This is a genomic window from Arthrobacter sp. MDB1-55 (assembly GCF_059092925.1).
Genome location: NZ_JBNHID010000001.1, coordinates 194,717 through 214,136 on the forward strand (window position 1 = coordinate 194,717; position 19,420 = coordinate 214,136).

The window sequence follows — 19,420 nt, forward strand, 5'->3', positions numbered from 1 at the left end:
CCGCTGATGTGCTGTGTTCCACATTAGTGGGGGCGCCACCCGATCGGTGTGCTGGTGGTCACACAGTAGATGCGAAAGGCACTGATTCTGCGATGAGCGGTGAGCGCGGGACGCCGACATGTCCCATCATTGGTAGGAAAGGAAGTAGGCGTTGACTAGGGTTATCAAAGAAATCCGAATCCGGCTCAACGCCTTCGGCACCTGACTGCGGCAGAAGCCGCCGTTATGAAACGGAGAATCCAGACATGACCGAACAGCGCCAGTACGACGGCGGCGCAGACACCGCGCACAGCTCGCCGGTGCAGCAATCAGGCCGGTCCGAAACACCTGCAGATGCCTCCGCTACCGCCGGGCACAGCGGGCCCGAGGCTGTAGCAGGGCCCTTCACCCTGCGTGAAACGGTCATCGGTGTCTCGGTGCTGGTGATGTTCGTCGGCACAATCCTGCCCTTTGTGGACGGCGTCAATCTGTGGCGCACGTTCTCCCTCTTCTTCCTGGGCATCGGGATCCTGCTTCCGGTTGCGGCGCTGTCGCTGATCGTGGGCCGCCGGCTGGGAGCCAAGAGCCTGCGCGTCGGATCGCTCTCTGTCGACCAGTTCGCCTCGGTGACCGCAGCGTTCGCCGCCGCATTCTTCTTCCTGCAGACCGTTACCACTTTCGAGGTCGGTGCGTTCATCGCGTTGCTCGGATCGGTCGGGTTCTTCGTCGCAACGGTCGGCGGTCCCCACCTCGGCGTCTTCAAGCCGGATTTCGCGGGTCGTCCGTCGTCGTCCGCCCATCGGATCGCCCGGGAGGCGTTGCCCGCCAAGCCGCGTCCGCCGAAGCCGGTTCCTGCAGAGACCGTGACGGGATGGAATGATTCTTCGGCAGGCGAGTCCGTCACTGGCGGGCCGAGCAGCGCCGGCTACAGCGCCGGGTATGCCGTCGTTGATTACGCTGCAGGCCAGGGCGCCGGTGCCTCGCACGGCTCCGCGGCAGGGCAGGCGCAAACTCCTGCAACAGAGCACGCGCAGGTTCCCGCAGCCAAGCAGGACTCCGCTCCGCACACTGAGAGCACCGCCCGCCCCACCGAGACAAGGGAGGCGGAGCCTGCAGCTCCCAGTGCAGGTGCAGCGCAGCCGGAAGCGCAGCGCGGCTCCGGCTCACACGCGGTGTCCAGCTCGGGAGCAGCCGCAGAAGCCGCTGCTCCCGCTGCCACTGTTGCGCAGCCAGCAGTTGAGAAGGCCGCGGAGCGGACCATGGCGCAGCAGACTGTGCGGCAGACGGACAGCAGCACCGAGGAAGCCGCGCACCCGCGGACCGAGTCCATTTCCGCTACCCGGGATGCCGAGGATGATGAGCCGGTGCTCGAGGCATTCTGGTTCGCCGTCGGAACTCCCCGCTCGGTAGTGGACGAGCAGACCGGGGCACCCTTGTTCGTGCTCCAGCCCGGTGACTGGGAAGTTGGCATCGAGGACCGCGGGCATGAGTTCCTCGTTCAGGACAAGCGCACCGGCCGCATTGGTGTTATGCGGGACCTGCGCAACATCGAACGCGCACCCCGCGAGGGATAGCAGGCGGCACGGGCGGGCGGCAACGGAAAGGGAAACCGGGTCATCGTGGATGTATCGCCGATCGCGCTGAAGCGCCGGGCGCGTAGGATCCATCGCGTGCTCGCAGAGACGTACCCATACGCTGTAGCGGAACTGGATTTCCGGAACCCCTTCGAGCTGCTGGTGGCTACGGTCCTCTCAGCCCAGACCACCGACGTGCGGGTGAATCTGACCACCCCGGCCCTGTTTGCGCGATACCCGGACGCCCGGAGCCTCGCTGAAGCTGCGGAAGATGAGTTGCAGGAGATGATTCGCCCCACCGGCTTTTTCCGGGCGAAGTCCCGCAGCCTGCTCGCGTTGGCCACCCGCATCGTCGACGATTTCGACGGTGAGGTGCCCGGTCGCCTGGAGGATCTGGTGACCCTTCCCGGAGTAGGCCGTAAAACGGCGAACGTGGTGCTGGCCAACGCGTTCGGCGTACCGGGCATTTCGGTGGACACGCACTTCGGCCGCCTCTCCCGCCGCTTCGGCTGGACCACGGAGGAGGACCCCGTGAAGGTGGAGTTCGACGTCGCCGCTCTCTTCGAGCGCAGGGACTGGACTATGCTCTCGCACCGGGTAATCTTCCACGGCCGCCGTATCTGCCATGCCAAGAAGCCCGCGTGCGGTGTGTGCCCGGTGGCCTCGCTGTGCCCGTCCTACGGCGAAGGAGAGGTTGACCCGGACAAGGCACGGAAGCTCCTGAAGTACGAGCTCGCCCCGGGTCGCGAGGAGCTCCACCGCCGTATGGTGGAGGGCGCTTCGCGCGCCGAGTTGCTGGCTGCCGGCCATACCCTGAGCGCATGAGCGCGTACTCCCAACTCAAGGCCTTCGCCGAGAGCGCGGCGCCCATCGGCCCGGGCAGGGACAAGACAGAGTCATGGCAGGTAGTCGGGATAGATATTGCAACCGCCAGGCCGGCCGCTGTCCTCATTCTCTTCGGACACCTTGATGACCGTCCTGCACGTATCCACTCGGCAACTGTGCCGGATGACCTGGACGTCCTGTTTGTGACCCGCGCCGGCACGTTGCGCAGCCATCCCGGCCAGGTGGCGTTCCCGGGCGGACGAATCGACGACGACGACGCCGATCCCGCCGCTGCAGCCCTGCGGGAAGCTGAGGAGGAGACGGGCCTCGATCCTGCGGGCGTCGAAGTCCTGGGGGAGCTGCCGGAAGTGGGGCTCCCGCTCAGCAATTACCTCGTGACGCCCGTGCTCGGCTGGTGGGCCTCGCCGACGCCCGTGCGGGTAGTGGACCACGCTGAATCATCACACGTTTTCCGTGCGCCGGTGGCGGAGCTTCTCTCGCCCGAGGCACGGTTCACCGCAGTTGTGCGGCGCAACGGGCGTAGGCACAGCACACCGGCATTCATGGTCGATGACATCACGATCTGGGGGTTCACCGGACTGTTACTGTCACGCTTGTTCGATGGGTTGGGCTGGACGCAGCCCTGGGATGAGTCCCGCGAGCGCGACGCGCCGCTCTAGAGCGATTCGGCTTTCGCCGCGATCTCGGCCAGGTCCTTGGCCAGTGCCTTGCGCGTCATCTTCATCCCGATCTTGCCGAACAGGGCGAGCATGATTCGGCCGGCCATGGTGGGCTCGACGACCTGGGCACCGAAAGTCAGGGTCAGATCAGTTCCGCCATTGCGTTCCGCGAGCGTGAAGTGCGTGGTGTAGTCCGCGCCGTTCTGAAGGGCCTTGACCGTTGTGCTGCGCGGCGGGTCCGCCTGCTCCACCCACATCTCGACGGTTTCCGAGCGGCCCATCATGGTGCGGGTTTCCTTCCACCGGTTGCCCTTCCCGTACGGTCCGTCACTGAGCATCTGCACCGACTGGACCCCGGACAGGGTTGCTGCCGAGCCTGGGATGTCCGAGATGACGGACCAGACCGTTTCGGGGGAAGCGTTGATGTGCTGGGTGAGGCTGGTGCTGTGATCCATGCGTCGAGCCTAGCCACCGCCCCTGACGATTCGCAGGTTCGCGCGCCCTGCTTGTTGTGAATCTGTCCTTGTGAATCAGCTATTTTGCGTCGGCGTATGAGTCCGCCATCACGACGTTCACGGGGAACTCGACCGGAATCCGACCGAACATCAGGTGGGTAGCGGCGCGCGCCGACTCGTTCACCATGGTGGAAACCTCGCCCGCAAGCTCACGGGGTACATGCAGCATGACCTCGTCATGCAGGAAGAACACAATGTGCGCTTGAGCAAAGCCGGGCGGGGCGGCACGCAACCGCCGTCGTAATTCAGCCAGCCAGCACAGAGCCCATTCCGCGGCCGTCGCCTGAACCACGAAATTGCGTGTGAAACGGCCCCGCGACCGGGCAAGCGCATCCGCGCGCTGCTGCTCGGCGGCGCTGCTGGTGCGCTGGGCGGCGAGCCAGCGTTCCGACGGCGGAGGGCAGCCGCGGCCGAGGAAACTCGCGACGACGCCGCCTCCCTCGCCCGTGCGCGCAGCGGCCTCCACCACAGAGATCGCCTGCGGATAAGTGCGGGTGAGCTGTGGCATGAGGCGGCCGGATTCGCCGGTGGTTGCGCCGTACATGGCTCCGAGCATGGCCACCTTCGCCTTGGCCCGGTCCCCACCGAATCCCTGATCGGCGATGCCCTGGTACAGATCCAGGCCGCGTCCCGCTGTCGCCAGGGCGGAATCCTTGCCGAGCACGGCGAGTACGCGCGGTTCGAGTTGGGCTGCATCCGCGACGATGAGCACATGGCCGGGGTCCGCGCGGACGGCATCGCGTACCTGGTGGGGGATCTGCAGCGCACCGCCGCCGCGGGAAGCCCACCGTCCGGACATGCTGCCGCCCACAACGTACTCCGGTCGGAACCTGCCGTCGCGAACCCAGGTGTCCAGCCAGGTCCAGCCGTTCGCTGCCATCAACCGGGAGAGTTTCTTGTACCTCAACAACGGCGCGATCGCGGGATGGTTGTGCCGCTGAAGCTCCCACGAACGCGTGGACGACACCTCGATACCCGCCCGGTGCAGGGCTCTGAGCAGCTCCTGGGGTGAATCGGGATTGAAGCGCGGATTGCCCAGGGCAGTGCGGAGTTCCCCTACCAGTTGCTCCAATCCGGCTGGGAGATGCCCCTCTCTTGGGCGCGGACCGAGCTGGGAGGTGAGCAGGTCATCGTGCAGATCCGCCCTCCACGGGATGCCATGGAACTCCATTTCCGCGGCGAGGAGGGCCCCCGCGGATTCGGCTGCGAGCAGCAAGGCGAGCTGCGCCGGACGGTCGCTGGCCCTGACCGCTCGCTGCTGGGCTGCGAACTCCTGCACGACGTCGGATAGGTCCGGACCGCTCTGGGGCAGGACCGCCTCGAACAGGCTTCCCTGATCGGGTGAGGGCGCCGTAGGCGGCAACATCCGGGACGGGTTCGCGTCCTCGGTTTCGTCCGAACGGGGTTGCAGTCGGCTCCCGTAGTCCGTCGACGCGCAGTAGGGTGAGTGGCGCATGATCTCCCGGCTGAGCGCGATGTCGTGGCAACGCTCGACGGTGATGCCCTGAGCGAGCAGCCCGGGGTACCACCTGCGTGTGCTGTCCCAGACCCAACGGGTGCCGGGCCGTTCCAGCCTTCGCACCGTCTCTGCCTGCTGACCTGCCGGAACGACGACGGGGTCAGTGGTGGGGGAGCCGGCGGCATCGACCGGCTGGAAGGCCACTTGTGCATCGTTAACGTCGCTGAGGCGCTGCCCGCTCGACGGCGGCGCGAGGACGATGTACACGCCTCCTATTGTCGCCTACCGCGCAGCAGGAACTTCTCCTGCACTTTCGCTGAAGGTATCCACATAAGGGGGGATCCGCCCCTTGTCCGGCCGGCCGCGACCGCAGGCTGGGTGTATGTCTTCCTGGGTTCCGACCGCTGAGTCGCCGGCCGTCGTGCTGGTCAGTCCGTCACAACGTCTCCGTGATGAGGCGGCAAGGGTTGCGGTTGCCGCGGGACTGGGCCTGACCCTTGCTGCGTCGGTGGGCGAGGCACTGGCGCTACGCCCCGCCGTCCTGCTGCTGCACAGCGATAGTGCGAGGCATGCTGTCTCCGGCTGCCCTGTCATTGTGGTCGGCCTGGACGGAGAGGAAACGGGCGCCTGGGCAGCGGCAGCGCAGTGCGGTGCCGATCGCGTTGCCATTCTTCCTCAGGCTGCCGGCTGGCTCGCCGAGCACCTAGGCCAACTGCAGCGGGCTCGGGAGGAGGGAACCGTCGTCGGGGTGCTGGGTGCGGTCGGAGGAGTAGGTGCCAGCACCATTAGTGGATGGCTGGCCGCCTCTGCGGGCGTGCGGGACTTTCGTACGCTGCTGGTTGACGGTGATCCCTTCGGAGGAGGGCTCGAGCTTGCGCTCGGTACTGAAGAGATGCCTGGCGTCCGATGGCCGGATCTGGGTGAAGTTCGAGGCACCCTGAACCCCGACCAGCTGGTGCATGCGCTCCCGTCGCTGGCCGGCTTCTCGGTGCTTTCCATGGGAACGGAAGCCCCGGCGCCGGGAGTACTGGCATCTGCGGCTGTGCCCTCCATCATGGAAGCGGCTCGCTCAGCGTTCGATTTCTCGGTGGTTGACGTTGCGCGCGGCTGGTCCGCCGACGGCTCGCTGCTCCCGTACTGCGACAGCGTACTTCTTGTTGTTCCCGGCCGGGTGCGGGCCATCTCGGCCGCCCGTGCGCTCGTTGCGCAGCTGCAGCCGCTCCCGGTCTGGGCGGTTGTCCGCGGCCCTCTTGGGCCGAACCTGGACCCGGGGAGGGTCGCAGACGCCATCGGTGTGCCGGGGGCCGGTTACCTGCCGCATTTGCGCACTGCTGCCGGTGGCGAAAACCAGGGTCGGGTGCTGGAACTGGCGCGCTGCCGGGCCGTGCGCTCCTTCTCGCGTACTGTGTTCGACGCTGTTTTTCCTGGGCTGGTGAAGGCGGCCGCATGAACTCCCACATCCGAGCCCGCAGGACGCGCCGAACCGTCCTTACGACTGACCAGGCAATGGTGGCGCAGGTCCGTGATGCTGTGCTCAGTGATGCCGAGCCGGTCACCGGTGCCCGGCTGGCCGCTGCGGTGCAGTCCACCGGGCGGCTGCTCGGGGCAGAGGGAGCCTTCCGCACCCTGGACCGCGTTCGCGCAGAGCTGCAGGGGCTCGGCCCATTGCAGCGTTTCGCGGAAGACCCTGCGGTCACCGACATTCTGGTCAACGGCCCCGGCGCGGTGTGGGTCGATGACGGCAGCGGACTGCAGCGCACCGACCTCACCTTGTCCAGCGACGCCGAGGTGCGTGCCCTCGCCACAAGGCTGATCGCCGCAGGTGGGCGCCGACTCGATGACGGCAACCCCTGCGTGGACGTGCGGTTGGACCGCTTCCGGGTCCACGCCGTGCTGCCCCCTCTCTCCACGGGCGGGACGCTGCTGTCCATCCGTATCCAGAGGCAGCGTTCCTTCTCCTTCGACGAGCTGGTGGCTTCGGGCGCGCTGGACACCCGGATGTCCACCGTGATGCGGGGAATCATAAGCCAGCGGCTCAATTTCCTCATCAGCGGCGCAACGGGCACCGGAAAGACAACCTTGCTCGCGGCGATGCTGTCACTGAGCGGACACCATGAGCGGTTGGTGACGGTTGAGGACTCAGCCGAGCTCAGCCCAGCTCATCCGCATGTCGTGGGACTTCAGAGCAAGCACGGAAACGTGGAGGGCAGCGGCTCCGTGGACCTCGCCGAACTGGTCCGGCAGGCCCTGAGGATGCGTCCCGACAGGCTCGTCGTCGGCGAATGCCGCGGAGCAGAGGTTCGCGAATTGCTGGCTGCGATGAACACCGGGCATGACGGCGCAGGCGGAACCATCCACGCCAACTCGGCTGCGAGCGTCCCTGCGCGGCTGTCGGCGCTCGCAGCCCTTGCGGGAATGGAGGCGGGACCGCTCGCCCTGCAGGCAGCGAACGCACTCGACGTCGTCATCCATGTAGTCCGCGCCGGGACCGGACGCACCGTATCGGAGATCGGCGTTGTCGAAATGAGTGCAGAGGGTCAGCTGGTTGTGGGCACTGCACTTCGGCGGAACGGCGCGTCATCCGAATCGGGGCCGTCATGGGAAGCCCTCGCGGTGAAGCTTCAACGGGGCCGGTGACATGATCGGAGCACTGGTTGCAGGACTCCTGTTCGGGGCATGGTGGGTCTTCGCCCTGCCTCGTAGCTCCCTGCCCGCCCCGGCATCACGGAAGACCAGCTCCGATGCTGCCACTCCGCGCTTCGGTCTGAGGAGGGTGCCGGCGATAGATCCCCATGAGATTCCGCTGTTCGTCCACCAGTTGACAGGCCTGCTTCAGGCTGGACGTACGCCTTCCCAACTGTGGGGTGATGCGCTCAGGGTCCACGGGAGCACTGCCACCGGCTTCTCTCAAACGGCCAGGCAGGTCCTCCAGTCTGCCCATCAGGCTGCCCTACTCGGGCTTGCCGTCCCTGATGTGCTGCGGGTGGCCGCCTCACGCTGCAGGGACAGTGGGCTGAGGGGTCTCTGGCTGGATCTTGCAGCGTGCGTTGAGGTTGCAGAGCGAAGCGGAGCCCCGCTTGCCGCAGTCCTTGCCCGTTATGCGGTGCAGCGCGAATCCCAACTGGACTCTGATGCTGCCAGGGACACCGCGCTCGCCGGTCCGCGCGCTACCGTCCGCCTCCTGTCCTGGCTGCCGCTGTTTGGGATGGCCGTAGGTTACCTGATCGGGGTTGACCCGATCGCGGTCCTCCTTGGTTCCGTCCCGGGCGTCGCCGCTCTTTGCGCAGGAGCCTTGCTGATGATTGCCGGCAGAATCTGGTCGAGCAGGCTCGTGCGGGCAGCGGCAGGCGAAACCCCATGACCGGCGCCGTCGTGGCGATTCTCCTCTGTACCGGGTGCTGGCTTCTGCACCGGTCAGCCCTGCATGAGCAGCGGCTCTCGACAGCCGCACAGGGAGAATTTTCCGGAGCCGGCAAGGTCGGCCTGGACGACCCGGCACTCATGATGGATCTCACAGCGTCCATGCTTGCTGCCGGTCTGTCCCTCGACCGTTGCATCGAGGTCCTTGCACGATCAACATCGCCGCCGGTCAGCTCCGCTCTGACGGCAGTCAAGATCGCGTTGGATCTCGGCGCGTCCTGGGAGACAGCCTGGGACACTGTTTCCGCGGCCGCCGATGCCCAACCCGCGGTAGAGCTTGGCCGTGCCCTCCGCTTCGCAGGAACGACCGGTGCGCCCTCCGCAGCCGTCGTTACCGCGCACGCTGCCCAGTTTCGGCGCAGGAGGAACCGTGAGGCGGAGCAGCGGGCCGCAGCGCTCGGCGTGCGGTTGGTCGTTCCCCTTGGCCTCTGCTCGTTGCCTGCGTTTGTCTGCCTCGGTGTCATCCCGATTCTGGTCGGACTATTTCCCGCATTCTCCTGAGGATCGTGATCCCTCCGTGGGACCAAGCTTTCCGCCTCCGCTCTGGGCGTTGACGATGTCCGCAACTCCACAACCCGGCGGAACGCCTGCACTTTTCCACTTAGGGGAACTTCCCGAATCGGGACCGGGACAGTCGCGAAACACTCGAATCAGCCGCTCAAGCAGCTACGGACGGGCCGGCATTCGCCGGCCGGGTTCATCATCAGGAAAATCATCGATCGAGGAGTTGTCATGACACGTTCCACCACAGCAGCAACAGCCCAGTCCGCACGCCCGCGGGAAGCCCCCGTGGAGGAGAGGCCCCTCGCGGACGTGGTGCCGCTCCGAGCGAACGCCGTTGGGACCCGAGACCGATCCAGAGGGGCTCTGATGCGGTCGGAGGCAGGATTGGCTACCGCTGAATATGCGATCGCTACCCTGGCTGCCGTTGGCTTTGCCGCGCTCCTGGTTGCAGTTCTTTCCAGTGGGGAGATCCGCGGCATGCTCATGTCTCTGATCACAAATGCCCTCAGCTTCGGCTGAGTTCGGTGATTCGACGGGCTTCCAGGTGAAGAGAGCATCCCAAGAAGGCGCCGTGACAGCCGAGGTGGCAGTTGCCTTCCCGGCCGTGGTTGCTTTGCTGGCAGTGGTTCTTGCCGCCGCTTCGCTTGGACTGTCCCAACTACGGATAGAGGAGGCTGCACGGGCGGGAGCGCGCGAGGTGATGCGAGGCGAGTCAGAAGCCAGTGTGGGATCAACCGTTCGCCGTATCGCCGGAGAACATGCGTCTATCGCTCTTCACTCCGGCGGCGGCTACGACACGGTAACAGTGACCACAACGGTCGATGTCCCGGTGTTGGACCTCTTCAATCTCAACCTTTCGGCTCAAGCGTTTGCTGTGCCGGAGCAGAAGTGACCTGTGGGCGGCCGGCCCGCGAAAGCGGAGCAGGCACCACGCTCATGGCCGGAGTTGCACTCGCAGCCCTGCTGCTGCTTGCCGGGATCGTCCTGTTCGTCCAAGGGTCGGTAGCAGCATCGAGGGCAGCTACCGCAGCAGATCTATCTGCGCTCGCCGGGGCGGACGCCGCCCGGGGCCTTCGTGACGGCAGCCCCTGCATGGTGGCCGCAACTGTGGCCTCGCACCATGGAATCCGGTTGACCGGGTGCTCGATCGAGGGGCCATCGGGCCAAATTGTCCGTGTGCAGACCGAGCTAGACGTCAGCCCCGTGCTGCCCCCGGCAACAGGTCAGGCACGGGCAGGCCCGCCACCATCAGATCCTGACAGGAAGGAGGACTAATCGTCCGACATGCCCTTGCCTGGCGCAGGCTCCCCGTCCGGGGCCTGCGCCAGCAGCATGTCGAGCAGAGTCAGTGCCCCGTCCTTGCTCAGGGGATTGTTGCGGTTGCCGCACTTGGGGGACTGGACACACGATGGGCACCCAGCGTCACACTCACAGGACCGGATTGCCTCCGCAGTAGCACCGAGCCAGGTCTTCGCCGCCTCGAAACCGCGCTCCGCGAACCCGGCTCCACCGGGATGGCCGTCGTAGACAAAAATGGTCGGCAGTCCGGTGTCGGCGTGCAGGGCCGTCGATACTCCACCGATGTCCCAACGATCGCTTGAGGCGACCAGAGGCAACAGTCCGATCGCCGCATGTTCGGCGGCGTGAAGTGCACCGGGCAGATCCACAGCGGTGACACCGCTGGTCTCGAGGAGACGGTTGTCGCACTCAAACCACACGCTTTTTGTGAAGAGGTCTCTCGCGCCAAGTTCCAGAGGCTCTTCACCAAGAATCTCGTTCGAGACGAACGCCTTCCGCTGGAAAGAGATCACCTGCGTGGTGACCTTCACTTCCCCGAAACACACCCGGATGGGACCCCACGAGACGCTGCGTCGCTCTGAGAGGACCTCGATCTGGGTGACGTCCCGTGCCTGGGTGTAGTAGTCGGGATTGGAGCGCGTGACGACGGCGCAGTGGTCTTGCTCGTTCAGTTCTTCGACAACGTAACTCTGGCCCTGGTGCACGTACACCGCACCTGTGTGCGCTTGATAGTGACTCTGCGGTGAGTCCATGGTTCCGAGTACGGTCCCGGTTTCACTCTCGATGATGTTGATGGGTCCGCCTCCGTCCGCGCGCAGGTTGACCATCCCCGCCGCGCTCTGGGGGTGCGTCCAGAACCATCCTGCAGGGCGATTGCGCAGCAGCCCCTGATCCACCAGCTGACCGAGCAAGCCCTGAGCTGTTTCCCCGAACAGCGGCAGATCGTCGACCGTAAGCGGCAGCTCCGCGGCTGCAGCGCACAGATGCGGTCCAAGAACATACGGGTTGGCAGGGTCGAATACCGTTGCCTCCACACCGACATCGAAAACCGCCTCGGGATGGTGAACCAGGTAGGTGTCCAGGGGATCGTCGCTCGCAACGAATGCGGCGAGGGCATCCTGACCGGATCGTCCCGCTCGCCCGATCTGCTGCAACAGCGACGCCCGGGTGCCGGGCCAGCCCGCCACCAGGACGGCGTCCAGACCGGAGATGTCGATCCCGAGCTCCAGGGCAGACGTACTCGCGACGCCGAGAAGCCGGCCGGAGCGCAGAGCGGCTTCCAGCTGACGGCGTTCTTCAGGCAGGTAGCCGGACCGGTACGCGGCCACGCGGGCCGGCAGCTTCGGGTTCACCTCACTGAGCAGCCGCTTGGTGTTGGCGGCGATGCTTTCCGCTCCCCGACGGGACTTGATGAACGCGATCGTGCGCACCTGGGCTGACACCAGATTTGTCAGCAGGTCGGAAGTTTCCGCTATCACGGTCCGGCGTTGCCGGGCACCGTTCTCGCCCCGCAGGTCCGTCAGTTGCGGCTCCCAGAAAGCGATCGTCGTCGAACCGTGTGGCGACTTGTCCTCGGTGAAGGCGCTGACGGGGGCTCCGATGAGCTTCCCGAAGGACTCCGCAGGGGCCGCCGAGGTTGCCGACGCCCCGATGAAAACAGGGTTCGCGCCATAGTACGCGCACACCCGGCGGAGTCTCCGGAGCAGATTGGCCACGTGTGAGCCGAAGACCCCCCGGTAGCTGTGGGCCTCATCCACGATCACGTAGCTCAGACGGCGGAAGAAACGCGCCCACCAGGCGTGGTTCGGCAGGATCCCGTAATGCAGCATGTCCGGGTTCGCCAGCACGAGGTTGGCGTGATCACGAATCCAGCGACGCGCGCCCGAGTCCGTGTCGCCGTCGTACGTGTCAGCGCGAACCGTCGCCAGCCCCAGGGAGGAGATGGCTGAAAGCTGGTCTGCCGCCAGTGCCTTCGTTGGCGAAAGATACAGCGCGACTGCGCCCGTCGGCTCAAGGGAAACCCGTTCCGCCAGCGCCGACCGGTGAATGGCGTCGAGGACAGGAAGCTGGTAGCTGAGGGACTTGCCGGACGCCGTGCCCGTTGCGATAACCACGTGTGAACCAGCGTGGGCCGCATCCGCGGCCGCAGCCTGGTGTTCCCAGGGCCGGTCGATTCCCTGAGCCTGGTACGCCTCAACCACGTCAGGATGCGCCCAGGCAGGCCAGTCGCTGTACACCGCGTCGCGGGCGGGAAGCTGGCGAACGTGAACCAGCTGCTCAGGATCCACCCCGCCGAGAATCGGAATCAGGGAATCGTGGGCAGGCACCTGCCCATTTTGTCACCCCGTCACAAATCAGGCGGGCAGGGCAAAGCCGACGGCGGTCAGCGCCGGATGACGAATGTGTCCGCGAGGTGGGTCCACCCCAGGTACTGGTACAGGTGCCGGCCCGACTCGGAGGCCATCAGCAGTCCAGTCTCGACATCGTCCTCGAGGATGTCGGCGGTGAGCGCACGCATCACAAAGCTCCCCAAACCACGCCGGCGATACCCCGGGTCCGTGATAATGCGGTCATACACTGCGTGACCGTCCTGCCTGGCAACCGAACCGCTGGCCACTTCCTGGCCGTCCACGGTGACCGAAACGCGCCTGCAGTGTTCCTCGCGGATGTGCGCAAGCTTGAACTCATCGTCCGGTGGCCGCGGATCTTCGACATCCTGTTCGTCCATATCGGCGCACATCAGCGCCTGCTCATAGTCTGTGATTCGCATGTGAAGCGGGGCGGAGGCGTTGATGAGGTCGTGCATGCGGTTGGTAATCACCGTGAGCACGCGATAGGAGCTCTCGCGGGTCTCGCCGGCGAGTTCGAGGAACTCCCCGATAGTGGGCTCATAAACGATGGTCTCGAGATGGTTCTGCTGGTCTGTGAGCACCACCGACATGCTCCGGCCGTTGTCCTGGGGTGTGTAACCGCGGCATTGAGCCCAGCCGGCAACCCAGGTGCGGACCAGTTGTTCAGATAGAGCGGCTCCCATGCCTGAACCATAGTGGTGCCCGGTCCGTAAGAACATAGGCCCGGGCAGAGGTTGCCGATTTGAGACCTCCCCTCCGGGCGCCGGTACCATTGATGGGTGTCAATGAACCGAATCGTCCTCTACTACGCGTTCACCCCGCTGTCCGATCCTGAAGCGATCCGGCTGTGGCAGCGTTCCCTCTGCGAGAAGCTGGGGTTGCGTGGCAGGATTCTCATCTCGAAGGACGGTATCAACGGCACTGTCGGCGGCGAACTGAATGCCGTCAAACAGTACGTGAAGACAACGCGGGAGTACCCCGCATTCAAGAAGATGGATATCAAGTGGTCAGAGGGCGGCGCCGACGATTTCCCGAGGCTCAGCATCAAGGTCCGCGAGGAGATCGTCTCATTCGGCGCGCCCGGCGAGCTCAAGGTTGATGAGAACGGTGTCGTCGGCGGAGGCACCCACCTGAAGCCCGAGCAGGTGCATCAGCTGGTGGAAGAGCGCGGCGACGACGTCGTCTTCTTCGATGGTCGTAACGCGCTCGAAGCCCAGATCGGCAAGTTTCGGAACGCAGTTGTCCCGGACGTGAGCACCACCCATGACTTCGTGACCGAGCTGGACTCCGGAAAGTACGATCATCTGAAGAACAAGCCCGTTGTCACCTACTGCACGGGCGGCATCCGGTGCGAGGTACTCTCCAGCCTGATGGTCAACCGGGGATTCAACGAGGTCTACCAGTTGCAAGGCGGCATCGTGCGCTATGGGGAAACGTACGGGGACTCAGGCCTCTGGGAAGGCTCGCTCTATGTCTTCGACAAGCGGATGCACGTCGAATTCACGAAGGATGCGAAGACGATCGGCAAGTGCGTCCGATGCTCTGCGCCCACCAACAAGTTTGAAAATTGCTCGAACCTCAGCTGCCGGAATCTGACCCTGTACTGCGCGGAATGCGCCGCCGATCCTGCAACCCTGCGTTGCCCGCAGGGCTGCGAAACCGACGAAGCCGAAGCAACGGCCGCAGTCGGAACCGCCTGACGCGACCCGACTCAGCCGGTTGGGACTGGGGAAGGCTCGGATGCCTCCTCGAGACCGACAGTCCACAGGATGTGCTCGCCTGAATTCGAGACGACGAACTCCAGCTCACCGGCATCGGCCATCACCTGGATGTGCGCGATCACAGCCGGGGTGTCGCAGCCGGTGGTTCCGTCACCGACAGGCTCGTCATCGGCGGTGATGCTCAGCGCCATGTTCCCGCCGCCGGCACAGGCCATGGTGAGCCGGTACCAGCCGGCCTTCACGTTCTGGAAGGCGCCGCGGCTGTCATTTCCGCCTTCGTGGTCGCCGGCCAGCGACATGCCGTCACGGTCTCCCAGCACGGACCTGGACCACTCCCCGACATTCGCGGACCCAGGATCGACAGACTCCGGTTGACTCTCGCCGGAAGTGCAGGCGCTGAGGACAAGGACGAGTGCTGCCCAGCCGAGCGCCATTGGTGTGGTGTGCATTCGCAGACTGACTCTCCCCATCCCCCTAGTAAAGCGCAGACGGCGCCTAGACTTGCCCCGTGACAGATTTCGCCGCCGTGCCGCAAGCCCCTCGAAGTGACGATCAGAACCTTCTGGAACAACTTGCCTCGGACCTCGCATCGGCGAACTACACCGTCGACGGCGTGGCGGAGCTCGTGGGCGCCGACGCGTATGCAGCGCTGGAACGGGACCAGCCTGTCCCCGCGCTTCTCGCCGCGCGCGCCGCACAGGTTTCGCAGGCAGGAAGCCGGCTGGCCGCCGTCGTGCTTGTTTTCCTGCTTGGGGAGACGGTGCCTCCACCGGTGCTCGACGAAGCCCTTCCCTCGGCCGGTGCTGCAGGAGCGCTTGCGCTGGGCCTTGCGGAAGAGTACGACGGCGGCCTTCGCGCCTCCGTGGACCTGCGCCCCTACTCCTCGGACACCGGCGGTGATGTGTGGGTGGCATCGGACCTCGGGTCGCATATCCGGCCGGGCGTGCTGCGAACCGACTATGTGCTTGGCATCGGCAGGGCGTCGCTGACCCTCGCACAGTTCGCGGCGCGCGCCGAGGTGAAGCGGGCACTCGACCTCGGGACCGGGTGCGGAATCCAGACCTTCCATCTCCTGGCACACGCACAGCACGTCACGGCCACCGATATCTCTGAGCGCGCGCTCGCAGTGACCCGCTTCAACCTCCTGCTGAATGCCCGGGTGCTCGGAATCGACCCGGCGAATCTCGAAGCGCGCGTCTCGCTCCGTCTGGGAAGTCTGCTGGAACCGGTGCTGGGGGAGACCTTCGACCAGGTCGTGTCCAACCCGCCGTTCGTGATCACGCCGAGGCTTTCAGGAGAAGCGGCGGAGGACCAGTTCACGTATCGGGACGGTGGGCTGGCGGGTGATGACGTCGTCTCGTCCCTGATCCGCGCGATTCCGTCCGTCCTGGCACCGGGTGGCACAGCTCAGCTCCTCGGGAACTGGGAAATCACCGAGGGGCAGAGCTGGGAGGACAGGATCACCGGTTGGCTCCCGGACGCCGTTGATGCCTGGGTGGTGCAGCGTGAACAGCTCACCCCCACCCACTACGCCGAGACGTGGCTGCGCGATGCCGCCGAGAACCGCGACCCCGCCCGTTTTGCGGAGCGCTTCAGCGGTTATCTGGTCGACTTTGCCTCGCGCTCCGTCGAGCACATCGGATTCGGGATGGTGTGGCTGAGGAAATCACAGGGTCCGGTGGGTCTTCGCCGCTTCGAGGAGATCACCTACGACCTCGAACAGCCAATCGGCCCGCATGTGAGTGCGGCGGTGGAGCGTTCGGACTGGCTGAGCCGGTGCCCCGATCTTTCCGCTACATACTTACTCGTCGCCGATGACGTGACCGAGGAGCGGCATCAACGCCCAGGAGCCGAGCACCCCGGCGTCATCCTGCTGCGTCAGGGCGCCGGCTTCCGGCGTACCACCCTGCTCAGCACGGAGCTTGCCGGGTTCGTGTCCGCGTGCGACGGCGACCTCACCGCCGGGCAGATCATCGGTGCGCTCGCAGCTCTCCTGGCACGCGACGACGAAGCGTTCTCAAGCGGGCTTGTGGCGGAGGTGCGCAACCTCGTTGAGGATGGTTTCCTGATTCCCGCTACAGCTTCCCCCGCCCGCTGATCCAACCGCTCGGCCGCCGCTCGTGCCGCACCCGTTGTGCACAGCCGCGGGGCTCGCAGCAGGATGCTCCTAGGCAAGCCGTTACCCTTGTGCAGGTAGGCATGCCGCATACTGTGAAGGGCAGGACGCCCGCCAACTCACATATTGAGCTCAGAATGAGCGGTTGTTCTGCTGTTTAAGAAGCATCTGTATCGAGGAGTGAAGTGCCAGCTAAGGCAACGGACAAGAAGCCCGGCAAGAAGCTCGTCATTGTCGAGTCTCCCGCCAAGAGCAAGACGATTGCGGGCTACCTCGGTGAGGGCTTTGAAGTCACCGCATCAATGGGTCACATCCGTGACCTTCCGCAGCCTTCCGACCTGCCTGCCGAGTTGAAGAAGAGTTCGCTTGGCAAGTTCGCGGTGGACCTGGAGAACGACTTCGAGCCCTACTACGTCGTCTCCGCGGACAAGAAGAAGCGTGTCGCGGAGCTCAAGGCTGCGCTCAAGGACGCCACTGAGCTCTACCTCGCGACCGACGGTGACAGGGAGGGCGAAGCGATCGCCTGGCACCTGCTTGAGGTACTCAAGCCCAAGGTTCCCGTCTTCCGCTTGACCTTCCCTGAGATCACCCGCGAGGCCATCCAGCGCGCCATGGAAGAATTACGCGACCTCGACATCCCCATGGTCGACGCGCAGGAAACCCGCCGCATCCTCGACCGTCTCTACGGCTACGAGATTTCCCCCGTCCTCTGGCGCAAGGTCGCGCGAGGACTGTCGGCCGGGCGCGTGCAGTCGGTCGCCACGCGGCTTGTCGTTGAACGCGAGCGTGAACGCATGGCCTTCCGTGCGGCGTCGTATTGGGACCTCACCGGGACCTTCTCGCCGAAGGACGCCTCCAAGGGGGAGTCCTTCACCGCGAAGCTTGTGTCGGTTGACGGCACGCGCGTGGCAACAGGAAAGGACTTCAGCGACCTGGGCAGGCTGAAGACGCAAAGTGTTGCCCTGCTCGATGAAGCAGCGGCCACCGCTCTTGCCGAGGGCCTCCAGCAGGCAGCTTTCGAAGTCCGTTCGGTCGACACGAAGCCGTACACGCGCCGTCCTGCAGCACCGTTCACCACCTCAACGCTGCAGCAGGAAGCTGCCCGCAAGTTGCGGTTCTCCTCCCGGGTCACCATGCAGGTTGCGCAGCGCCTGTATGAGAACGGCTACATCACGTATATGCGTACGGACTCGCCGGCGCTGAGCGACCAGGCGATCAACGCTGCCCGCCGGCAGGCCTCCGAACTCTACGGGCCCGAGTACGTCCCCGACGGCCGCCGCGTCTACAAGGGAAAGTCGAAAAATGCGCAGGAGGCCCACGAGGCCATCCGGCCCGCGGGTGACTCCTTCCGGACTCCGGCGCAGGTTGCCAGGGAGCTGCATGGAGATGAGTTCCGGCTCTACGAGCTGATTTGGAAGCGCACGGTCGCCTCCCAGATGGCAGATGCAAAGGGTTCGACGGCGTCGGTACGGCTTGGCGCCCAGACACCCGACGGCAAGGACGCTGAGTTTTCCGCGTCCGGTACGGTCATCACCTTCCGTGGCTTTATGGCCGCCTACGAGGAGGGCCGCGACGCCTCCCGTGATGAGGATGACGCTGCGGGCGGAGCGGATGCGCCGGGGCAGGGCGGCCGGTTGCCGAACCTCGCCACCGGTGACGCCTTGGGTGCCGAGGAAATCCAGCCAATCGGGCATGAGACCTCGCCACCCCCGCGCTATACCGAAGCTTCCCTGGTCAAGGTGCTCGAAGAGCGCGGTATCGGGCGTCCTTCCACCTACGCGGCTACCATCTCGACGATCATGGACCGCGGGTATGTCCGCACCCGCGGCCAGGCCCTTGTCCCAAGCTGGATCGCCTTCTCTGTTGTTCGTCTGCTCGAGGAGCATTTCCACGACTACGTGGACTATGATTTCACCGCTGAGCTCGAAGAAGATCTCGACCGCATCGCACGCGGCGAGGAGAGCCGCGTCCAGTGGTTGAACCACTTCTACTACGGTGACCGCAAGGAAACCGGCCTGAACACCATCGTGAATGATCTTGGGGAGATCGACGCGCGCCGCATCAATTCCGTCGAGATTGCTGACGGCATTGTCCTGCGGGTGGGCAAGTTCGGGCCGTACCTGGAGAAGCCGCTGCCGGAGGATGCACCCGAGGGTACTGAGCCACAGCGCGCAAACGTGCCAGAGGACCTCGCACCCGATGAGCTCACCGCCGAAAAAGCTGTGGAGCTGATGAACACCCCGGCCTCCGAGGAGCGCGTGCTCGGGACCGACCCTGAGACCGGACGCACCATTGTTGCCCGTGACGGGCGCTACGGGCCCTATGTGATAGAGCTCATCCCGGAGCCCACGGCCGAGGAACTGGCGAACCAGCCCGTGGAGTACTACAAGAACGGCAAGCCCAAGCCGCCCAAGAAGCCGGCGAAGGTCAAGCCGCGCACCGGGTCGCTGTTCAAGTCGATGTCGGTTGATACCGTCACCCTTGAAGATGCGCTGAAGCTGATGAACCTGCCTCGGGTGCTGGGCAAGGACGCCGAAGGCAACGAGATCACCGTGCAGAACGGGCGGTTCGGCCCCTATCTGAAGAAGGGCTCCGACTCGCGCTCGATCGGATCGGAAGAGGAGATCTTCACCATCACGCTGGAGCAGGCGTTGGAGATCTATTCCCAGCCCAAGCAGCGCGGTGGCCGGACCGCCACCCCACCACTGGCAGAGTTCGGCGACGACCCGGTGTCTGAGAAGCCCATCGTGGTCAAGGAGGGCAGGTTCGGTCCGTACATTACCGACGGCGTCACCAACATCACCGTGCCGAGATCCACGGCAATCGAGGAATTGACACGGGAGACAGCCGTGGCGCTCCTCGCTGAGAAACGAGCCAAGGGTCCTGCTCCGCGAAAGTCCGGTGGGCGTGCCCCGGCGAAGCGCAAGGCGACAGCCCGGAAGTAACGCCGTGACGGTGAATTGAAGCCGGGGAACCG

18 protein-coding genes are annotated in these 19,420 nt (G+C 65.3%); 13 read left to right on the top strand and 5 right to left on the bottom strand.

Features of this window, described 5'->3' with window-relative positions:
- Positions 1 to 245 precede the first annotated feature (245 nt).
- From AC5RU3_RS00935 to AC5RU3_RS00945, 3 genes are read left to right on the top strand one after another with little or no spacing between them, the layout of a single operon-like run.
- Positions 246 to 1,553: a hypothetical protein gene (locus AC5RU3_RS00935; RefSeq protein ID WP_493964653.1), complete on the top strand. Its 1,308-nt coding sequence runs from the start codon at positions 246 to 248 to the stop codon at positions 1,551 to 1,553.
- Between the two features lie 45 nt (positions 1,554 to 1,598).
- Positions 1,599 to 2,378, top strand: coding sequence for an endonuclease III (gene nth / locus AC5RU3_RS00940; protein ID WP_309070548.1), 780 nt, complete (start codon positions 1,599 to 1,601; stop codon positions 2,376 to 2,378).
- Entirely contained in the window at positions 2,375 to 3,058 is a 684-nt protein-coding gene (locus tag AC5RU3_RS00945) for an NUDIX hydrolase (protein ID WP_493964654.1), read from the top strand. The genes nth and AC5RU3_RS00945 overlap by 4 nt, the downstream gene beginning before the upstream one ends.
- Here the strand turns inward: AC5RU3_RS00945 and AC5RU3_RS00950 are convergent.
- Entirely contained in the window at positions 3,055 to 3,513 is a 459-nt protein-coding gene (locus AC5RU3_RS00950) for an SRPBCC family protein (protein WP_493964655.1), read from the bottom strand. The two genes, AC5RU3_RS00945 and AC5RU3_RS00950, sit on opposite strands and share 4 nt — an antisense overlap.
- A gap of 79 nt (positions 3,514 to 3,592) precedes the next feature.
- Positions 3,593 to 5,299, bottom strand: coding sequence for a bifunctional 3'-5' exonuclease/DNA polymerase (locus AC5RU3_RS00955; protein ID WP_493964656.1), 1,707 nt, complete (start codon positions 5,297 to 5,299; stop codon positions 3,593 to 3,595).
- A 115-nt stretch (positions 5,300 to 5,414) separates the two neighbouring features.
- On the opposite strand from AC5RU3_RS00955, the gene ssd reads away from it, so the two are divergent.
- From ssd to AC5RU3_RS00990, 7 genes are all read left to right on the top strand, one after another.
- The gene (ssd, locus tag AC5RU3_RS00960; protein WP_493964657.1) at positions 5,415 to 6,482 is read left to right on the top strand and encodes a septum site-determining protein Ssd; all 1,068 of its coding nucleotides are present in this window, start codon (positions 5,415 to 5,417) and stop codon (positions 6,480 to 6,482) included.
- Positions 6,479 to 7,669 carry a TadA family conjugal transfer-associated ATPase gene (locus tag AC5RU3_RS00965; protein ID WP_493964658.1) on the top strand — a complete coding sequence of 397 codons (1,191 nt, stop codon included), beginning with the start codon at positions 6,479 to 6,481 and terminating at the stop codon, positions 7,667 to 7,669. The genes ssd and AC5RU3_RS00965 overlap by 4 nt, the downstream gene beginning before the upstream one ends.
- Before the next feature lies 1 nt (position 7,670).
- A complete protein-coding gene (locus AC5RU3_RS00970) occupies positions 7,671 to 8,393 on the top strand; it encodes a type II secretion system F family protein (RefSeq protein WP_493964659.1) in 723 nt (240 codons plus the stop codon).
- On the top strand, positions 8,390 to 8,953 hold the full coding sequence (locus AC5RU3_RS00975; RefSeq protein ID WP_309123729.1) for a type II secretion system F family protein: 564 nt from the start codon (positions 8,390 to 8,392) through the stop codon (positions 8,951 to 8,953). The genes AC5RU3_RS00970 and AC5RU3_RS00975 overlap by 4 nt, the downstream gene beginning before the upstream one ends.
- Before the next feature lie 231 nt (positions 8,954 to 9,184).
- The gene (locus AC5RU3_RS00980; protein ID WP_493964660.1) at positions 9,185 to 9,475 is read left to right on the top strand and encodes a DUF4244 domain-containing protein; all 291 of its coding nucleotides are present in this window, start codon (positions 9,185 to 9,187) and stop codon (positions 9,473 to 9,475) included.
- 52 nt (positions 9,476 to 9,527) lie between these two features.
- Positions 9,528 to 9,848 (top strand): TadE family type IV pilus minor pilin, encoded by a 321-nt coding sequence (locus AC5RU3_RS00985; protein ID WP_493964661.1) that lies wholly within the window; start codon positions 9,528 to 9,530, stop codon positions 9,846 to 9,848.
- Positions 9,845 to 10,231, top strand: a complete 387-nt coding sequence (locus AC5RU3_RS00990; RefSeq protein WP_493964662.1) for an Rv3654c family TadE-like protein — start codon at positions 9,845 to 9,847, stop codon at positions 10,229 to 10,231. Before AC5RU3_RS00985 ends, AC5RU3_RS00990 begins: the two co-directional genes overlap by 4 nt.
- On the opposite strand, the gene AC5RU3_RS00995 is transcribed toward AC5RU3_RS00990, so the two are convergent.
- On the bottom strand, positions 10,228 to 12,582 hold the full coding sequence (locus AC5RU3_RS00995; protein ID WP_493964663.1) for a DEAD/DEAH box helicase: 2,355 nt from the start codon (positions 12,580 to 12,582) through the stop codon (positions 10,228 to 10,230). The genes AC5RU3_RS00990 and AC5RU3_RS00995 overlap by 4 nt on opposite strands.
- Positions 12,583 to 12,638: 56 nt before the next feature.
- Positions 12,639 to 13,289: a GNAT family N-acetyltransferase gene (locus AC5RU3_RS01000; RefSeq protein ID WP_309072047.1), complete on the bottom strand. Its 651-nt coding sequence runs from the start codon at positions 13,287 to 13,289 to the stop codon at positions 12,639 to 12,641.
- Between the two features lie 96 nt (positions 13,290 to 13,385).
- Between AC5RU3_RS01000 and trhO the strand changes: the two genes are divergently transcribed.
- On the top strand, positions 13,386 to 14,306 hold the full coding sequence (gene trhO, locus AC5RU3_RS01005; RefSeq protein WP_309072048.1) for an oxygen-dependent tRNA uridine(34) hydroxylase TrhO: 921 nt from the start codon (positions 13,386 to 13,388) through the stop codon (positions 14,304 to 14,306).
- 11 nt (positions 14,307 to 14,317) lie between these two features.
- Here trhO and AC5RU3_RS01010 read toward each other — a convergent pair whose 3' ends face one another.
- Positions 14,318 to 14,776, bottom strand: coding sequence for a hypothetical protein (locus tag AC5RU3_RS01010; protein ID WP_493964664.1), 459 nt, complete (start codon positions 14,774 to 14,776; stop codon positions 14,318 to 14,320).
- Positions 14,777 to 14,835: 59 nt separating this feature from the next.
- Between AC5RU3_RS01010 and AC5RU3_RS01015 the strand changes: the two genes are divergently transcribed.
- Both AC5RU3_RS01015 and topA read left to right on the top strand, forming a co-directional pair.
- Positions 14,836 to 16,425 (top strand): DUF7059 domain-containing protein, encoded by a 1,590-nt coding sequence (locus AC5RU3_RS01015; RefSeq protein WP_493964665.1) that lies wholly within the window; start codon positions 14,836 to 14,838, stop codon positions 16,423 to 16,425.
- Positions 16,426 to 16,628: 203 nt separating this feature from the next.
- Entirely contained in the window at positions 16,629 to 19,388 is a 2,760-nt protein-coding gene (topA, locus tag AC5RU3_RS01020; protein WP_458115549.1) for a type I DNA topoisomerase, read from the top strand.
- Positions 19,389 to 19,420 lie beyond the last annotated feature (32 nt).